Genomic DNA, 16,471 nt, shown 5'->3' on the forward strand with positions numbered 1-16,471 from the left:
GGGGGGGGGGGGGGGGGGGGGGGGGGGGGGGGGGGGGGGGGGGGGGGGGGGGGGGGGGGGGGGGGGGGGGGGGGGGGGGGGGGGGGGGGGGGGGGGGGGGGGGGGGGGGGGGGGGGGGGGGGGCGGGGGGGGGGGGGGGGGGGGGGGGGGGGGGGGGGCGGGGGGGGGGCGGGGGGGGGGGGGGGGGGGGGGGCCGTCGTGACGGGGGCGCCGGGGGCGGGCGGCATCAGGGTCCTGGTCGTGGAGGACGACCCGGTCGCCGCGGACGCCCACGCCCTGTACGCCGGGCGCGTGCCGGGGTTCACCGTGGTGGGCGTGGCGCACTCCCGCGCCGCCGCGGTGCGGCTGCTGGAGCGGACGGCCGTCGACCTGATCCTCCTGGACCTGTACCTGCCGGACGGGCACGGCCTGCACCTGCTGCGGTCGCTGCGCGCCGCCGGTCACCACGCCGACGTCATCGCGGTCACCTCCGCCCGGGACCTGGCGGTCGTGCGCGAAGGCGTGTCGCTCGGCGTCGTCCAGTACGTACTGAAGCCCTTCACCTTCGCCACCCTGCGCGACCGCCTCGCCCGGTACGCCGAGTTCCGGGCGGCCGCCGGTGAGGCGTCCGGCCAGGAGGAGGTGGACCGGGCGCTCGCCGCGCTCCGTGCGCCGCAGCCCGCCGCCCTCCCCAAGGGGCTGAGCGCCCCGACGCTGGCCGCGGTCACCCGCACCCTGCGGGAGTCGGCCACCGGGCTGACCGCCGCCGAGGCCGGGGCGGCGGTCGGCATCTCGCGCATCACCGCCCGCCGCTACCTGGAGCACCTGGTCGCCTCGGGGCGGGCGGAGCGCAGCCCGCGGTACGGGCAGGTGGGGCGCCCGGAGCTCCAGTACCGCTGGACGACCGGGAGCCGGTAAATTACCGACAGGTAGGACACCAGGGTACGCATCTGGACGTTCCTACGACATTTGGCCTTGGCTGAACGCACCGTAGCCAGATGTGACCCTCCGCATCTACCTTGTGCGCGTGCACCCCTCTGTACCGTCCCCACCGTTCAACGCCCTCGCCGCCCGCCGACTGCGGGAGGCGCTGGGTATGGCTCCCGCCCACGTCGCCTACGGGCTGCGCGCCCAGTACGGCCTGGGCGTGCCGCCCGAGACAGTGATCGCCTGGGAGCGCGGCGTGGCCGCCCCCGACGCACGGGAGCTCACCGCCCTCGCCGGGGTCCTGTGGTGCTCGCCCGGCGAGCTGCTCGCCGCCGCCACGACGCTGCGCGAGCACCGCATGGCACGGGCCATCGCCCCCGAGGACCTCGCGCGCCGGGTGGGCCTCGACGTCAAGGCGTACCTGCGCATGGAGGAGTCCGGCCGCTGGCGGGGCAACGAGCGCCAGACCGCCGCGCTCGCCGAGGCCCTCTCCCTCGGGCCGCGCGAGCTCATCACGGCGACCGGCCGCGACGAGGAGCTGGCGGACGTGCTGCGCAGCGCGGCGACGACGCGCTGGCAGGCGTACGTCAAGCCGGCGGCCAAGCTGCTGCCGATGGAGCGCTACCACCTGGAGGAGGTGCTCCAGCAGCTCTACGCCGACTATCAGTCGCGGATGGTCGCCACCAACAGTTGGGGGTCGGACGTCACCGGCGACAGCGGCGGCGAGGCGGGCCGCGAGTTCCTGGCCCGGATCGTGGAGCACTTCTGGGAGCTGGCCCGGCTCTGACGCCGGCACGCGGCGCGCCCCAGGGGCCGCCGGAGGGGCGCTCGGGCGCGCCCCAGGGCCGCCGGAGGGGCGCTCGGGCGTGCCCTAGGGCCGCCGGTCGAAGCTGAAGAGCCGGCCCCCGGCGCCCGCGCCGCCCTCGCCGCACGGCCGCTGGACGACCTCCGCCCACGGCTCGGCCGAGGCGTCCCGTACCTCCAGGCACAGGTCCGCGTGGGCGGCCCGGATGCGGTACCCCTCGCCGTCGCCCGAGTCCTCGATGCGGAACGCCTCATGGGTGCCCGGCGTGCCGCAGTCCTGGTCCAGCAGCGGCGCGCCGTCCGGCCGCCCGGACCCGCCGGGAACGCCGGCGCACCCGGGCCCGCGCTCCGGGTGGTCGGTGTGCAGCCGCCACAGCCCGCCGCCCAGCGGGACGAGGGAGTAGCGCGGCACGACCGCCCCGGCGCACGGCACCTGGTACACCCGGCCGTCCGGCCGCCCCGGCCGCTCGTTGAGGCACAGGCCCGAGTGCACGGCCCGGACGTCCACGGTCCCGGCGGCCGGCGCGGTCACCCGGCCGCCCCGCGGGTGCTCGGCGTCGCCGCCCCGGACGAACGCCACCACGGTGAAGGCGGCGACGGCCAGCGTCAGGACGCCCATCACCGGTATGAGCACCCTGAACCGCCCCGCCTCCGGGGCGCCGGCGTCCGGGGGCACCCCGCCCTCGCCACCGCCCGGGCCGGTCCCCGCACCGTCCGTCATGCGCCGCCCCTCCCTCGCCCGTCCCGTCAGCCTCGCGGGTGGGACGGGCCGTCTCAAGGGGGGTTTGCGGCAATCACGGTGAAGGGGAAGCGCCACGGGGACGGCAGGGACGACGAACGGCCCCGGCCGCCAGGGGTGGGGCGGCCGGGGCCGTGGGACGCGGGAGTGTCAGAAGACCGACTCGGCCTCGTACATCCGGTTCTCCGGCACCGTCTTGAGCCGTGTCACGGCCTCCGCGAGCGGCACCAGGTGGATGTCCGTGCCGCGCAGGGCGGTCATGTTGCCGAACTCCTTGCGGTGCGCGGCCTCCACGGCGTGCCAGCCGAAACGGGTCGCGAGGACGCGGTCGTACGCGGTCGGCGTGCCGCCCCGCTGGACGTGGCCCAGGATGACCGGCCGGGCCTCCTTGCCGAGGCGCCGCTCCAGCTCCTTGGCCAGCCGGTTGCCGATGCCCTGGAACCGCTCGTGCCCGTACTGGTCGATGGCGCCCTTCTCGTACTCCATGGAGCCCTCGGCCGGGTGGGCGCCCTCCGCGACGCAGACGACCGCGAACTTCTTGCCGCGCGAGAAGCGCTCCTCGACCATCTTCACCAGGTCGTCGACCTGGAAGGGCCGTTCGGGCAGGCAGATGCCGTGCGCGCCGCCCGCCATGCCGGACTCCAGGGCGATCCACCCGGCGTGCCGGCCCATCACCTCGACGACCATCACGCGCTGGTGGGACTCGGCGGTGGTCTTCAGACGGTCTATGGCCTCCGTCGCCACCATCACGGCCGTGTCGAAGCCGAAGGTGCGGTCGGTGGAGGAGATGTCGTTGTCGATCGTCTTCGGTACGCCGACCACCGGCATCCCGGCGTCCGAGAGCATCCGGGCGGCGGTCAGCGTGCCCTCGCCGCCGATGGGGATGAGGACGTCGATGCCGTACCGCTTCTGGAGCTCCCCGCAGTTCTCCGCGGCCTCGCGCAGCCGGTCGCGCTCCAGGCGGGCGGAGCCCAGGATGGTGCCGCCCCGGGCGAGGATGCCGCTCACCGCGTTGAGGTCGAGCGGCCGGTAGTGGCCGTCCAGCAGGCCCTTGAACCCGTCCTCGAAGCCGATCACCTCGTCGCCGTGGCCGGTCATGGCCCGGTGCACGACCGACCGGATCACTGCGTTCAGGCCGGGACAGTCGCCGCCTGCGGTGAGAACTCCGATGCGCATCGTGCTGTGTCTCCTGCTCAGTAGTGGTACGGGTGAGCCTTCCCGAATTGTCCCACGACGGGCTTGCGCCCCGTGCTCACGCGACCCCCGCCGCGGGCGTGCGTGTCCCGGGTTCCCCCGTCTTCGCAGGCCAGGCGCCCGGCGGGCGCCCTACCCAGCGCCAGAGGTATTGTCAAGGGGGTACGGCCACCCTTACGGGGTTTTTTCTTCACATACGTGTTCGACTTGACTCATTCGACTGCATGGAACGGGAGAGCTTGCGTGGCGCGCAGCGTGTACGTGACCGGGATCGACCGCGGGGACGGCCGGCAGGTCGTGGAGCTGGGAGTCATGGAGCTCCTGACCCGGCAAGTGGACCGTGTGGGGGTGTTCCGGCCGCTGGTGCACGACGGCCCCGACCGCCTCTTCGACCTGCTGCGGGTCCGCTACCGGCTCTCCCAGGACCCGGCCACCGTCTACGGCATGGACTACCAGGAGGCGTCCGCGCTCCAGGCGGAGAAGGGCACGGACGAGCTGGTGTCCCGCCTGGTCGAGCGGTTCCACGCGGTGGCGCGCGACTACGAGGTCGTCCTGGTGCTCGGCTCGGACTTCCACGCCACGCAGCTCCCCGAGGAACTGGCGCTGAACGCCCGGCTGGCCAATGAGTTCGGCGCCCCCGTGATAGCCGTGGTCGGCGGCAAGGGCCAGGAGGCCGACGCCGTGCGCGCCGAGACGCGCAACGCGTTCCGGGCGTACGAGAGCCTCGGCTGCGACATCCTCGCCATGGTCACCAACCGGGTGGCGCCCGAGGACCGCGACGCCATCGCCGAGCGCCTCGCCGCCCGGCTGCCCGTCCCCTGCTACGTGCTGCCCGACGAGCCCGCGCTGTCCGCGCCGACGGTCGCGCAGATCACCCAGGCACTGGGCGCCGAGGTGGTGCTGGGCGACGGCTCGGGACTGGCGCGCGACGCCCTGGACTTCGTCTTCGGCGGCGCCATGCTGCCGAACTTCCTCAACGCGCTGACCCCCGGCTGCCTGGTCGTCACCCCCGGCGACCGCGCCGACCTGGTGGTGGGCGCGCTGGCCGCGCACTCGGCCGGGACGCCGCCGATCGCGGGCGTCCTGCTCACCCTGAACGAGCGGCCCAGCCAGGAGATCCTCACCCTCGCCGCCCGGCTCGCCCCCGGCACCCCGGTGATCTCCGTGAGCGGCAACAGCTTCCCGACCGCCGCGGAGCTGTTCTCGCTGGAGGGCAAGCTGAACGCGGCGACGCCCCGCAAGGCCGAGACCGCGCTCGGGCTGTTCGAGCGGCACGTGGACACCGGCGACCTGCTGAAGCGGATCTCGGTGGCCCGCACCGGCCGGGTCACGCCGATGATGTTCGAGCACGACCTGCTGGAGCAGGCACGGGCGGACCGGCGCCGGGTGGTGCTGCCGGAGGGTGCGGAGGAGCGCGTCCTGCGCGCCGCCGACGTCCTCGTACGCCGTGACGTGTGCGAACTGACGCTGCTGGGCGACGTGGAGGTCATCCGCAAGAAGGCCGCCGACCTGGGCATCGACCTGAAGGACACGCAGCTCATCGACCCGGCCGCCTCCGAGCTGCGCCAGCGCTTCGCGGAGCGGTACGCCGAGCTGCGCGCCCACAAGGGCGTGAGCGTCGAGCTGGCGTACGACGTGGTGTCGGACGTGAACTACTTCGGCACGCTGATGGTGCAGGAGGGCCTGGCCGACGGCATGGTGTCGGGCTCGGTGCACTCCACGGCGGCGACGATCCGGCCCGCCTTCGAGATCATCAAGACGAAGCCGGACGCGTCGATCGTCTCCTCCGTGTTCTTCATGTGCCTGGCCGACAGGGTCCTGGTGTACGGCGACTGCGCGGTCAACCCGGACCCGAACGCCGAGCAGCTCGCCGACATCGCCGTCCAGTCGGCGGCCACGGCCGCCCGCTTCGGCGTCGAGCCGCGGATCGCGATGCTGTCGTACTCGACGGGCACGTCGGGCTCGGGCGCGGACGTCGACAAGGTGCGCGAGGCGACGAAGCTGGTGCGCCAGGCGCACCCGGAGCTGAAGATCGAGGGCCCGATCCAGTACGACGCGGCCGTCGAGCCGTCCGTCGCGGCGACCAAGCTGCCGGGCTCGGAGGTGGCGGGCCAGGCGACGGTGCTGATCTTCCCGGACCTGAACACGGGGAACAACACCTACAAGGCCGTACAGCGTTCGGCGGGCGCCGTGGCCGTGGGCCCGGTCCTCCAGGGCCTGCGCAAGCCCGTCAACGACCTGTCGCGCGGCGCGCTCGTCAGCGACATCGTGAACACGGTCGCGATCACCGCGATCCAGTCCCAGCCCACCGCGTCCGCCCCCTCCGTTCCCCCCGGCCCCTCCGCATGACCGCCCGTACGGCAGAAAGCACCGAACCCATGACCAACCCGACCCGGGTCCTCGTCCTCAACTCCGGCTCGTCGTCGGTGAAGTACCAGCTTCTCGACATGCGCGACGGAGCGCGCCTGGCCATCGGTCTCGTGGAGCGGATCGGCGAGGAGACGTCCCGCCTGGTCCACACGCCGGTCGCCGGCGGTGAGCGGCGGGAGCGCACCGCCCCGATCGGGGACCACGAGGCGGCCCTCAAGGCGGTCGCCGAGGAACTGGCGGCGGACGGCCTCGGCCTGGACTCGCCCGAGCTGGCGGCCATCGGGCACCGGGTGGTCCACGGCGGCCTGAAGTTCTCGGCGCCGACCGTCATCACGGACGAGGTCCTCGCCGAGATCGAGCGCCTGGTCCCGGTCGCGCCCCTGCACAACCCCGCCAACATCACCGGCATCCGCACCGCCCGGGCGCTGCGCCCCGACCTTCCCCAGGTGGCGGTCTTCGACACGGCGTTCCACACGACGATGCCGGAGTACGCGGCCCGGTACGCGATCGACACCGAGACCGCCGACGCGCACCGCATCCGCCGCTACGGCTTCCACGGCACGTCGCACGCGTACGTCTCACGCCGGGTGGCGGGCCTGCTGGGCAAGGACCCGGCCGAGGTGAACGTGATCGTGCTGCACCTGGGCAACGGCGCGTCCGCGTCGGCGGTGGCGGGCGGCCGGTGCGTGGACACCTCCATGGGACTGACCCCCTTGGAGGGGCTGGTGATGGGTACCCGCTCCGGCGACGTCGACCCGGCGGTCGTCTTCCACCTGAAGCGGGTGGCCGGAATGTCGACGGACGAGATCGATGTCCTGTTGAACAAGAAGAGCGGATTGGTGGGGCTTTGCGGCGACAATGACATGCGTGAGATCCGCCGGCGGATCGATGAGGGCGACGAGCGGGCGCAGCTCGCGTTCGACATTTACATCCACCGGCTGAAGAAGTACATCGGCGCTTATTACGCGGTGCTCGGCCGGGTGGACGCGGTCGCGTTCACGGCGGGTGTCGGGGAGAACGCGGCCCCGGTGCGGGAAGCTGCCATCGCCGGTCTGGAGGAGCTGGGCCTGGCGGTGGACGCGGACCTCAACGCGGTCCGCTCGGCGGAGCCGCGGCTGATCTCGCCGGAGTACGCGCGGGTGGCGGTGGCCGTGGTGCCGACGGACGAGGAGCTGGAAATCGCGCAGCAAAGCTACTCACTGGTCACTTCCAAGGGCCTTTGAGCCCCACGATTGAGCGCCGGTCCGCCCATTTGCACATTCCACCAGACGGAATATTCCGCAGTGAAACAAACCGATAGGATCCGCCTTATGCGCCGTTCCAAAATCGTCTGCACACTGGGCCCCGCCGTCGACTCGTATGAGCAGCTCAAGGCTCTCATCGAGGCCGGTATGAACGTGGCCCGTTTCAACATGAGCCACGGGTCCCACGCTGAGCACGAGGAGCGGTACCACCGCCTCCGCCAGGCCGCCGAGGACACCGGCCGGGCCGTGGGCGTCCTCGCCGACCTCCAGGGCCCCAAGATCCGTCTGGAAACGTTCGCCGAGGGGCCGGTGGAGCTGGTCCGCGGGGACGAGTTCACCATCACCACCGAGGACGTCCCGGGCGACAAGTCCATCTGCGGCACCACGTACAAGGGCCTGCCCGGTGACGTGTCCAAGGGCGACCAAGTCCTGATCAACGACGGCAACGTCGAGCTGCGCGTCGTCGAGGTCGACGGCACCCGCGTCAGGACCATCGTCGTCGAGGGCGGGGTCATCTCCGACCACAAGGGCATCAACCTGCCGGGTGCCGCCGTGAACGTCCCGGCGCTGTCCGAGAAGGACGTCGAGGACCTGCGGTTCGCGCTGCGGATGGGCTGCGACCTGGTCGCCCTGTCCTTCGTCCGCGACGCCGGCGACGTCAAGGACGTCCACAAGGTCATGGACGAGGTCGGCCGCCGCGTGCCGGTCATCGCCAAGGTGGAGAAGCCGCAGGCCGTCGAGAACATGCAGGACGTCGTCATGGCGTTCGACGGTGTGATGGTCGCCCGCGGCGACCTGGCGGTCGAGTACCCGCTGGAGCGGGTGCCGATGGTGCAGAAGCGCCTCATCGAGATGTGCCGCCGCAACGCCAAGCCGGTGATCGTGGCGACCCAGATGATGGAGTCGATGATCACCAACTCCCGCCCGACCCGCGCCGAGGCCTCCGACGTCGCCAACGCGATCCTGGACGGCGCGGACGCGGTCATGCTGTCCGCCGAGTCGTCGGTCGGCGCCTACCCGATCGAGACCGTCAAGACGATGTCGAAGATCGTCGCCGCGGCGGAGGACGAGCTGCTCTCCAAGGGCCTCCAGCCCCTGGTCCCCGGCAAGAAGCCCCGCACCCAGGGCGGCTCGGTCGCCCGCGCGGCCGCCGAGATCGCCGACTTCCTGGACGGCAAGGCCCTGATCGCGTTCACCAAGTCCGGCGACACCGCCCGCCGCCTCTCCCGCTACCGGGCCCAGCAGCCGATCCTCGCCTTCACGACGGAGGTCTCCACCCGCAATCAGCTCGCCCTGAGCTGGGGCGTCGAGTCCTTCGTGGTCCCCCACGTGGACAACACGGACGCGATGGTCGACCTGGTCGACGCGGAACTGCTGAAGCTCCAGCGCTACAACGCCGGCGACACCATGGTCATCACCGCCGGCTCCCCGCCCGGCGTCCCCGGCACCACCAACATGGTCCGCGTCCACCACCTGGGCGGCGAATCCCGCTCCTGACGCGACACCCACTTCTGGGCCGCCCCTCCCGCACCGGGAGGGGCGGCCCACTGGCGTATGCGCGGCGAGTGACGCCGCGACCGGTGCGGACCTGCTCGTGCGCCCCGGCTGACGTACTCGTCCCGCGCCGGCCGAGCCTGCCGGCGCACCACGCAGGACGGCCCGGCGACCTCGACGCCTCCGACCGGACCCGCGTGATCGTCCGGCCGGCGTCGCCCACGGGTCCGATCGCCGCCCGTACCCCATCGGCACAAGGGAGGGATTATCGGCCAACTTCTGGCCGACGATCCGCACCTCTCGCGCGATCCTTCACAGCAGCCACACGGGTTAACCATGGCATGAGCACGGCGTTTGCCCGCTGGCTCGCGGCGACCGGCCGAAGGATCCTTCGGCCGGGGCCAGAAGCTTCCACAACACGGCTTGCCCAGTGGTGTTGGCCTCTGCCTATGGTGACCGCCGCACGCGTGGGCGGCACCTGACCCTTCCGCCCCGCTGCGTGCATCAGTCGGCGGCCGGGGGGTCGGCGCCGTCAGGGGGAGGACGAATCGTCATGCTGCGCTGCCGGCTCACTGCGACCACCGACTCGGTAGGCGCCCTCGTGCGCCCCTTTCTCCGCGCGCGGCCGGCCCACTGACCCGGCGCACCCTGCTCGCACCTTCCGGGCCGGTCACCCCCGCCTGCTCTCCTTCGTTACAAAGGAAGCTTCTTTGCGTTCCATACCAGGATTGTTCAGATCCAGATCACGCCCATCCGCGGCGCTCACCTCCGCGATCACCTCCGTGGCCACGCTCGCCGTCCTCAGCGGCCTGGCCGTCCAGCCCGACCTGCGGGACCTCGGCCGGCACGCGGCACCGGCGGGCAACGACTACGACTGGTACGAGGAGACCTCCGACGAGGAACTGCGGCAGGACCAGTGCCTGATGGCCGATGTGCTGCGCCTGGGCGGGCCGTCCATGGCCGCCACCGCGCAGGACGGCCTCAACCAACCGCAGGACAAACTGCACGAACTGGCGAACCGCAAGCACTGGGAGAACACTCCGCTCGCCCAGGCGTACAAGACGGACCGGGAGGTGGCGTCCAAGGAACTGGACGCCCTCTCCGCGCTGCGGGACGGCTGGAAGAAGCCGCTCGAGGGGCTGGAGACTCCGCGCGGCTTCACCGATGCCGATTTCCACTGGCCGCCGGGCACCAGTGACGGCAAGGAGGACTTCTACAGCCGGACCGGTCTGAGCAAGTGGACCGCCGAGCGGTTCTGGAAGGACGAGAGCGACTTCTACGAGGACCCCACCCCGAGGGCCGACGAGCAGACGGTGAAGGCCGTCAAGGACCTCGGCACGCCGCTCTACGGCAAGGACCCCGAGGCCGCCAACAACCCCCACTGGGACCGTGAACTGGCCGAACACGACGGCTTCGAACACCTGTCGGCCTGGTCCCTGGAGCCGATGGGCGCGGACAACGCCCGTCTGTTCCTCGCCTCCGGCGGCTTCTCTCGCACCGCCCCGCAGCCGGGTACGGCCGAGCACCGCGTCGCGGTGGAAGACATGAAGACCCGGTTCGCGTCCTGCGCGTGGCGGGACCCGATGGACCCGAACAAGGTACTCGGCGACATCGCCACCACGGCCGCCAAGGAGTGGCAGCAGGAAATCGCCGCGCAAGCATCGCAGCGCAACCAGATTCTGACGGCCAACAAGGACGCCACCAAGGCCCTTGCCGCGGGCGCGAAGTCGCTCGGGGACCTCCTGGGGCACTCCTGGGCGGCAGATCACCTCGCCCAGTGGCAGGACTACTGGGCCGCAGGCGGGCTGGGCTGGATCGGTGACAGCCCTGTGACCATCGAGGTGCCCGGGGCGAAGGGCAACTGCCTGGATGTCCAGGGCGGCGGCAAGACCAACGGTACGCCGGTCCAGATCTACACCTGCAACGGTGGGGCGGCCCAGCAGTGGTTGCTCGAAGGCGGGGGCGACGACCTCCACCTGCGCAACGTCGGCTCCTACAAGTGTCTGGACGTGGCCGGGAACAAGGCAGCGAACGGCACGAAGATTCAGATCACTGACTGTTACAGCACTCCGGGGCAGGCGTGGACGGGTGACGTCCGCGCCGCCGCACCGCTGAAGAGCACCACCACGGGCAAGTGCCTCGATCTGAGCGCGTTCACCAAGAGCACCGACGCACGGCTGTGGGACTGCAAGGACGCCGACTCGCAGAAGTTCCTGATCAAGCCGTCCGGTCACAAGGGAACCGACAGCCTCTCCTACCCGGACAAGGCACAGTTCGACAAAGCGAAGAAGAATCTCGCCGGCACCCAGGCGGCGGCGAAGAGGCAGCTCGCCGCGCTGAAGGCGCAAGCCGCGGCCGCGAAGACCGCGTCCGCCACCAGCGACGCCGCGGAGAAGGCCGCGTACGCCGTCGCGGACGGCAGTGGCGCCCCCCGGGGTCGTGGTCTGCTGGTGGGTCAGCAGAAGGCGCAGGTCACCAAGGGCGCCCTCGCCGCGCTTGATGCGATGGTGAAGGCGGGTGAGACGGCTGAGGCGGCCACGCGTGCGTCGGCCGGCGACAGCGAAACCATCACTCAACGCGCGCTGGCCCAAGCCGCGCAGGTCAAGGCCGAATTCCGCAAGAAGGCGGCGTACACCGCGGAACTTCAGGCCAAGGCCGCCTCCGACGCGGCCAGGATTCACCGGGACAACGCGAAGAAGGACAAGGAGACCGCCGAGGCCAAGCTCGCCGAGGCACTGAAGGCCGAAGGCGACGCCAAGGCCGCGGCGGCCGACGCGCACGCCAAGCGGCTCTCTGCCGAGGCCGAGGAGAAGACGGCCAAGGCGGAGAAGGAGACCGCAGCCGCCAAGCAGGCCGAGGCGGCCCAGCACAAGAGGAACTCTCAGGCGGAAGCGGGCGAGGCCGAAGACGCCAAGAAGCAGGCCGAGGCCGCCGAGGCCACCGCCGCGGAGAGAAGGAATGGCGCGGTCACGGCCCGCGACAACGCTCAGGCCAAGCGGGACGACGCCTGGGACGCCGAGCAGAAGGCGGACGCCGCACGCGCGAAGGCCGACGCCAAGGAGGCCTACGCCCATTCCCTGGACGCCGGTGATGAGGCCGTAGCCGCACGCGCCGCTGCCGATGCGGCGGACAAGCACGCGGACGACGCCGAGGCGGCGGCGGGCCGGGCCCGTGCCGAGGCAGACGCCGCCACCCAGGCGGCCACCGAGGCGGACGCCGCGGCAACCCGAGCCGAAGCGGCGGCCAAGCGCGCCCGCTCCGACGCGGACGCTGCCCAAGCCGCGAAGCTGAAGGCCGACGCTGCGGTCAGAACCGCGACCAGTGCCGCGGCCGACGCCATCGAGGCCTCCGAGCATGCCTCCGCAGAGGCCAGCACAGCCGTCAAACTGGCGGTCGAGGCGGAGAAGCTGGCCAAGACCGCCAAGACCCACGCGGACGAGGCGGGCAAGGAAGCAACCAGAGCCGTGGCCGCCTCGGCGAAGGCCGCCGGATTCGCCCACGTCACGGCACAGGCCTCCGTCGACGCCGCCAACGCGGCGGCGCAGGTGGCCAAGCCCGCCAACGACGCGATCCAGCTCGGCTCCCCGTATGTCACCACTGACTCGGCCGCCGGTCTGGTCGTCCTCACCGGGCAGGCGTCCAAGTCGATCGCCGAGCAGCAGAAGGCCGTCGCCGACGCCCACGCCAAGAACGCCCAGGCGGAGGCAGCCGCGGCGAAGAACATCGCCGACCAGGCAACCGGCGACGCGAAGCTCGCCTACCAGCACGCGGCCAACGCCGCTTCACACGCGGCGACGGCTCGCACGTACTCCAAGGAGGCTCTCGGCTACGCGGCCGAAGCCGCCACAGCCGCATCGAAGGCGTCGCAGTCCCTGGCCCGCACCATCGAGTACGGCCGCCAGGCCACCGCGGACGCCGCGGCCGCCGACAAGGCGGCGGGCCGCGCCGAAGGCTACGCCAGGGAAGCCCGCAGTTCCGCCGACCAGGCCGCCCTCGACGCCTCAGCCGCCCGCGAAGCCGCGGCCGCGGCCGAACAGGCGGCCAAGGACGCACGCGCCGCCGCCACCCGTGCCGACGCCGCCGCGACCGAAGCCGAACAAGCCGCGAAAGACGCCGCCAAGTACGCCAAGGAAGCCCAGGAGGCGGCCGACAGGGCGGAGAAGGCCGCCAAGGCGCAGCACATCGACACCGGAACGGTCGTCGACGGGACCGGTGGGTCCATCGGCAACATGTTCTACGTCATCGACCACATCGAGAAGGTCGGCGATCCGGAGACGGTGAAGAAGACGGACGGCTGCGACGGCTGGATCGACAAGCTCTTCTACAAGGGCGACTGCACGATCACCGCCAAGCTCCGGTACAGGGCCGTCCTCGACCTCTACCTGTGCACCGCTGAGGATCTGGACCCGTCGAAGTACACGTGCCCCGCCGCCGCGACGGTGTACCTGGGCGAGCACTCGACCAAGGAACTGTCGCACGAGGTCACGTACACCATCACGATCGCCGAGTACCAGGCGAGCGTCGACCCGGTGGACCTCCTCTTCGGAAGCTGGATCAGGTGCGCCCAGAAGATCGCCCCCGGGGGCGCCAACGGGAGCTGGGGCGGATGTGCCTGGGCGGCGGTCGATGTCGCGGCCCTGTTCGCAGGCAAGATCCTCAAGCCCATCGCGGATGCCGTGAGGGCGGCCGACGCCGCGGTGAGAACCGGTGTCGGAGTCGCGGACGCCTATAAGGCCCTGCGGACCCTCGGCCTGTCCGAGGCCGCCATCGAGGGCATTGGCGCGAGGGCTCTGCGCGGTGTGATGGAAAGGTGCAGCACCAAGCCCGACACGAAGGCTGTGCGCGCGGCGGCCGCCCAGAGCGTCAACCCTTGCGAGGGGGTGGTCACCTACCTCAGCACCGAGCTCAGCCGCATGGCGTACAAGGCGAGGGTCGCGGCCGGCATCACCACCGGCCGGAATGTCGCTGTCGCCCGGGTTCCTGGGTGGAACGACCCCAAGACCGGCGATCTCGTCATCGGCTTCAGCAAGGGTGGTGGCTACCACTCGGAGCACCACATCCTGGACCAGTTGGCGGCCAGGAAGTTCAAGCCGACTCAGATCACCGAACTGTACAGCGAGCGGCGCCCCTGCCCGGTGTGCGGACCCATGCTGAGTGACGTGCTGACCCCGGGAACTCCGATTTCCTGGACCATTCCCGACGGACCCGGCTCGGGTGATCTCCTCTACGCGATCATCCGGCCATTGGGAGGGAGGTCTGCTCTCAGCCGGTCCGAGGACCAGTAGAACCATGCCAGGGTGTGGTGGACCTTTTCGGTCCGCCACACCCTTCCGGGAGAAGTGAACGAGAACCATGACCAAGTACGGATTCACCCGCGCCTCTTCTGAAGTCATCGCCGTGCGCGTTGAGTTGGCCGATGACGTCGTCCACGCACTCCGGCGTGCCGGCCTGCCGGCCTTTTGGGACGGGGAGGGGTCCGGCGGCCCTGAGCAGCCGGGCGCGGTGGTCTACGTCGACCCCGACGCCGAGACCGCTTCGGCATCCGTGTCCGTGGGATGGAGGTGCGACACCGGGCTGGTGCAGGCCGCCGTGGACGCTCTCGCATCCGGAAGTCCCCTTGACGCGCCCGCCGTCCGTCATCCGGGGATGATCGGTCTCCACATGCAGGGTGCGCTGATCGGAATCCTCTTGTCGGCGGGAATCATCGCGACTCCGGAGAACGACCGGACGAATCCGGATCATGTCCTGGTGTTCGGGAGGATGACCGACCTGCCACCCGCGCTGCGACCCACGTTCGTCCCGCCGGGAAGCCGGCCCGGACGCGCGTGAACGCGATGGCCTCCCCGCCGGTGTGGTGGGGAGGCCATCGTGCTGTGCGGCTCAGGGAGAGGTTCGGATCAGCCCTCGATGAAGTTCTTCAGGCCCGGCACCGTGAGCGTGCCGCCGAACTGGCCCGCCTGGGTCACCTTGACGTCCGTGAAGAACGCGTAGGGGACGTTCAGTGGGGGCGGGCTGTCGGGGCTGAACTCGATCGGGATGATGCCGAAGAGGTTGCCCTTGAGCGACTCGGTGTACATCGTCACCGTGCCGCCCCGGATGGTCGACTCTGAGCCCGGGCGGGACGTCACATGACCGGTGTGGCCCTCGGAGTGGGCCGTGAGCTGGTGGAGGTCCTTGATGTCGACCTCGCTCGCGGTGAACTTCAGGACCTTCTTCACCTTGCCGCCGTAGGTCTTGACCTCCACGATGCCGTGGTAGTCCAGGCCGCGCAGGGTGAGCTTGGTGCTCTCCAGCTTCCACGGCTCGTCCGGGAGCAGCGGGATGCCGGGCTCCAGTTCGGCGGCGGCGAGGGCCTCCGGGTCGGCGGTGGGGCAGGGGAAGCGCGGCTTGGCGCCCTCAGGGATGTCCTCGTCCTTCTTGGGGTCGAGTCCCTTGACGTCCTCGGGCAGTTCCTCGACCTCGGCGCCGGCCTTGTCGGCGGCGTCCTTGATCGCTTCCTTGGTGTCGTCGACGACCTCGGTGTCCTTGACGTCGTCCTTCTCGGCCGGCGTGACCGGCGGCTGGACGGTGGGCTCGTCCGACGGGGGCGGTGTGGTCGGCGCTGACGTGGTGGGAGCGGTGGTCGACGGGGTGGCCGTCGGCTCCGTCTCCTCGTCGGGCCCGTCGAAGATGTCCTTGATCGCGTCACCGACACCCAGCGGGTCCAGGGGATTCCTGGTCTCGGTCGGGGTGGGGGTGGGCGTGGGCGTCTCGGAGGGAGCCGGGCTCGTGGTGGCGGGCGGCTTGGTCGCGCCGGCCTTCGGCTCGGTGGTCTCCTCCTCCGTCGCGCTCGCGGACGGGCTGGCGCCGGGTATCGGCTCCTTCTCGTCGTCCGCCCCGGGGGGCTCGGTCGCGCTCTGCGACGGCTTGGGCGCCGGGGACTCGGTCTCCTTCGGCTGCTCCGACTCCGACGGCTCGTCGGAACGCGTCACGCACGGGCCGGGCGCGAAGGGGATGTCCTTCTCGTCGGCGAGGGCGAGCTTGGGCGTCATACCGAGACCGACGAGTACGGCGGTGGGCATCGCGGCCAGGGCCATCGCCTTGCCCGCCGGTGCCTGAAGCTTGGTCAGCAGCGACTTTCTCGGGGCCGCGTGACGCGGCCCCTTTCTGATCGCCGGCTGAGTTTCGTCCCCCCGCACTGTTCCTCCCGCCGTTGGCGTCGATCGTGCTGTCGGTAGCGTCGTTCGTCTGCGGGGCCACGGCCGAGAGTTCGTCGGCACGCTCACCGTCGTGTTCGGGCGTTTCCGCTTCCTCTGCCGTTTCCTTTGCCGGTTCACCCGGCGCCCACGAGGCGGACAGAGCGCCGCCGATCAGGGCGCACAGGAAGCCGATGAGGAAGCCGCCGATGTTCGCGACGGGCAGGGACACGAGCGCCAGCACGATGGCGGCGATGCCCGCGAACACCCGCACGACGGAGTGGAACCACATCGTCAGGCCCAGGGTGACCAGCAGGACGCCGATGATCAGCGAACCCGCGCCCGCCGTGGTGGCCATGGCGATCGTCATGTTGCCGAGTCGGAGGTCGGCGTACGGCAGATAGGCGATCGGCAGACCACCGATCATGGTGAACAGCCCGCCCCAGAAGGGCCGGTTGCCCCGCCACGCCCGGAAGCGCAGCCGCCAGTAGGTGAATCCGCGGGAACCAGTGGACTCGGCGCTCATGGAAAACAGCTCCCTGGAA

10 protein-coding genes and 1 pseudogene are annotated in these 16,471 nt (G+C 71.4%); 7 read left to right on the forward strand and 4 right to left on the reverse strand.

Translation table 11 applies throughout. The features are described 5' to 3' along the window. Positions 1–198 precede the first annotated feature (198 nt). On the forward strand, positions 199–897 hold the full coding sequence (locus E2B92_RS28010) for a response regulator (RefSeq protein ID WP_133087738.1): 699 nt from the start codon (positions 199–201) through the stop codon (positions 895–897). 109 nt (positions 898–1,006) lie between these two features. Beyond that, on the forward strand, positions 1,007–1,693 hold the full coding sequence (locus E2B92_RS28015) for a helix-turn-helix domain-containing protein (protein ID WP_382665909.1): 687 nt from the start codon (positions 1,007–1,009) through the stop codon (positions 1,691–1,693). Between the two features lie 84 nt (positions 1,694–1,777). On the opposite strand, the gene E2B92_RS28020 is transcribed toward E2B92_RS28015, so the two are convergent. Both E2B92_RS28020 and E2B92_RS28025 read right to left on the reverse strand, forming a co-directional pair. Next, complete coding sequence (locus E2B92_RS28020; protein WP_126887930.1) at positions 1,778–2,431, reverse strand: RICIN domain-containing protein; 654 nt, start codon at positions 2,429–2,431, stop codon at positions 1,778–1,780. A gap of 168 nt (positions 2,432–2,599) precedes the next feature. Further along, the gene (locus tag E2B92_RS28025; RefSeq protein ID WP_126887929.1) at positions 2,600–3,625 is read right to left on the reverse strand and encodes an ATP-dependent 6-phosphofructokinase; all 1,026 of its coding nucleotides are present in this window, start codon (positions 3,623–3,625) and stop codon (positions 2,600–2,602) included. A 261-nt stretch (positions 3,626–3,886) separates the two neighbouring features. Here E2B92_RS28025 and pta point away from each other — a divergent pair, with 261 nt between their 5' ends. The 5 genes from pta to E2B92_RS28050 all read left to right on the forward strand — a co-directional run bounded on the left by pta (position 3,887) and on the right by E2B92_RS28050 (position 14,580). Beyond that, on the forward strand, positions 3,887–5,992 hold the full coding sequence (gene pta / locus E2B92_RS28030; protein WP_126887928.1) for a phosphate acetyltransferase: 2,106 nt from the start codon (positions 3,887–3,889) through the stop codon (positions 5,990–5,992). Between the two features lie 29 nt (positions 5,993–6,021). Further along, entirely contained in the window at positions 6,022–7,236 is a 1,215-nt protein-coding gene (locus tag E2B92_RS28035) for an acetate kinase (RefSeq protein ID WP_126887927.1), read from the forward strand. A gap of 87 nt (positions 7,237–7,323) precedes the next feature. Then, positions 7,324–8,754, forward strand: a complete 1,431-nt coding sequence (gene pyk, locus E2B92_RS28040) for a pyruvate kinase (protein WP_126887926.1) — start codon at positions 7,324–7,326, stop codon at positions 8,752–8,754. A gap of 779 nt (positions 8,755–9,533) precedes the next feature. Then, positions 9,534–14,036 carry a ricin-type beta-trefoil lectin domain protein gene (locus E2B92_RS28045; protein ID WP_126887925.1) on the forward strand — a complete coding sequence of 1,501 codons (4,503 nt, stop codon included), beginning with the start codon at positions 9,534–9,536 and terminating at the stop codon, positions 14,034–14,036. 67 nt (positions 14,037–14,103) lie between these two features. Next, positions 14,104–14,580, forward strand: a complete 477-nt coding sequence (locus E2B92_RS28050) for a hypothetical protein (RefSeq protein WP_126887924.1) — start codon at positions 14,104–14,106, stop codon at positions 14,578–14,580. A gap of 68 nt (positions 14,581–14,648) precedes the next feature. Here the strand turns inward: E2B92_RS28050 and E2B92_RS28055 are convergent, their stop codons facing one another. Then, complete coding sequence (locus tag E2B92_RS28055; RefSeq protein WP_133087739.1) at positions 14,649–15,929, reverse strand: hypothetical protein; 1,281 nt, start codon at positions 15,927–15,929, stop codon at positions 14,649–14,651. Continuing rightward, positions 15,922–16,452: pseudogene (locus tag E2B92_RS33615) on the reverse strand (DUF6114 domain-containing protein); the annotation flags it as partial. The pseudogene E2B92_RS33615 and the gene E2B92_RS28055, both read right to left, overlap by 8 nt. Between the last annotated feature and the right edge of the window lie 19 nt (positions 16,453–16,471).

Source organism: Streptomyces sp. WAC05374 (genome assembly GCF_004353505.1).
Lineage (GTDB): Bacteria > Actinomycetota > Actinomycetes > Streptomycetales > Streptomycetaceae > Streptomyces.

Coding starts and splice junctions, on each gene's coding strand:
- E2B92_RS28020 (WP_126887930.1), bottom strand. CDS start 2,431: ATGACGGACGGTGCGGGGACCGGCCCGGGCGGTGGCGAGGGCGGGGTG.
- E2B92_RS28025 (WP_126887929.1), bottom strand. CDS start 3,625: ATGCGCATCGGAGTTCTCACCGCAGGCGGCGACTGTCCCGGCCTGAAC.
- E2B92_RS28035 (WP_126887927.1), top strand. CDS start 6,022: ATGACCAACCCGACCCGGGTCCTCGTCCTCAACTCCGGCTCGTCGTCG.
- pyk (WP_126887926.1), top strand. CDS start 7,324: ATGCGCCGTTCCAAAATCGTCTGCACACTGGGCCCCGCCGTCGACTCG.
- E2B92_RS28050 (WP_126887924.1), top strand. CDS start 14,104: ATGACCAAGTACGGATTCACCCGCGCCTCTTCTGAAGTCATCGCCGTG.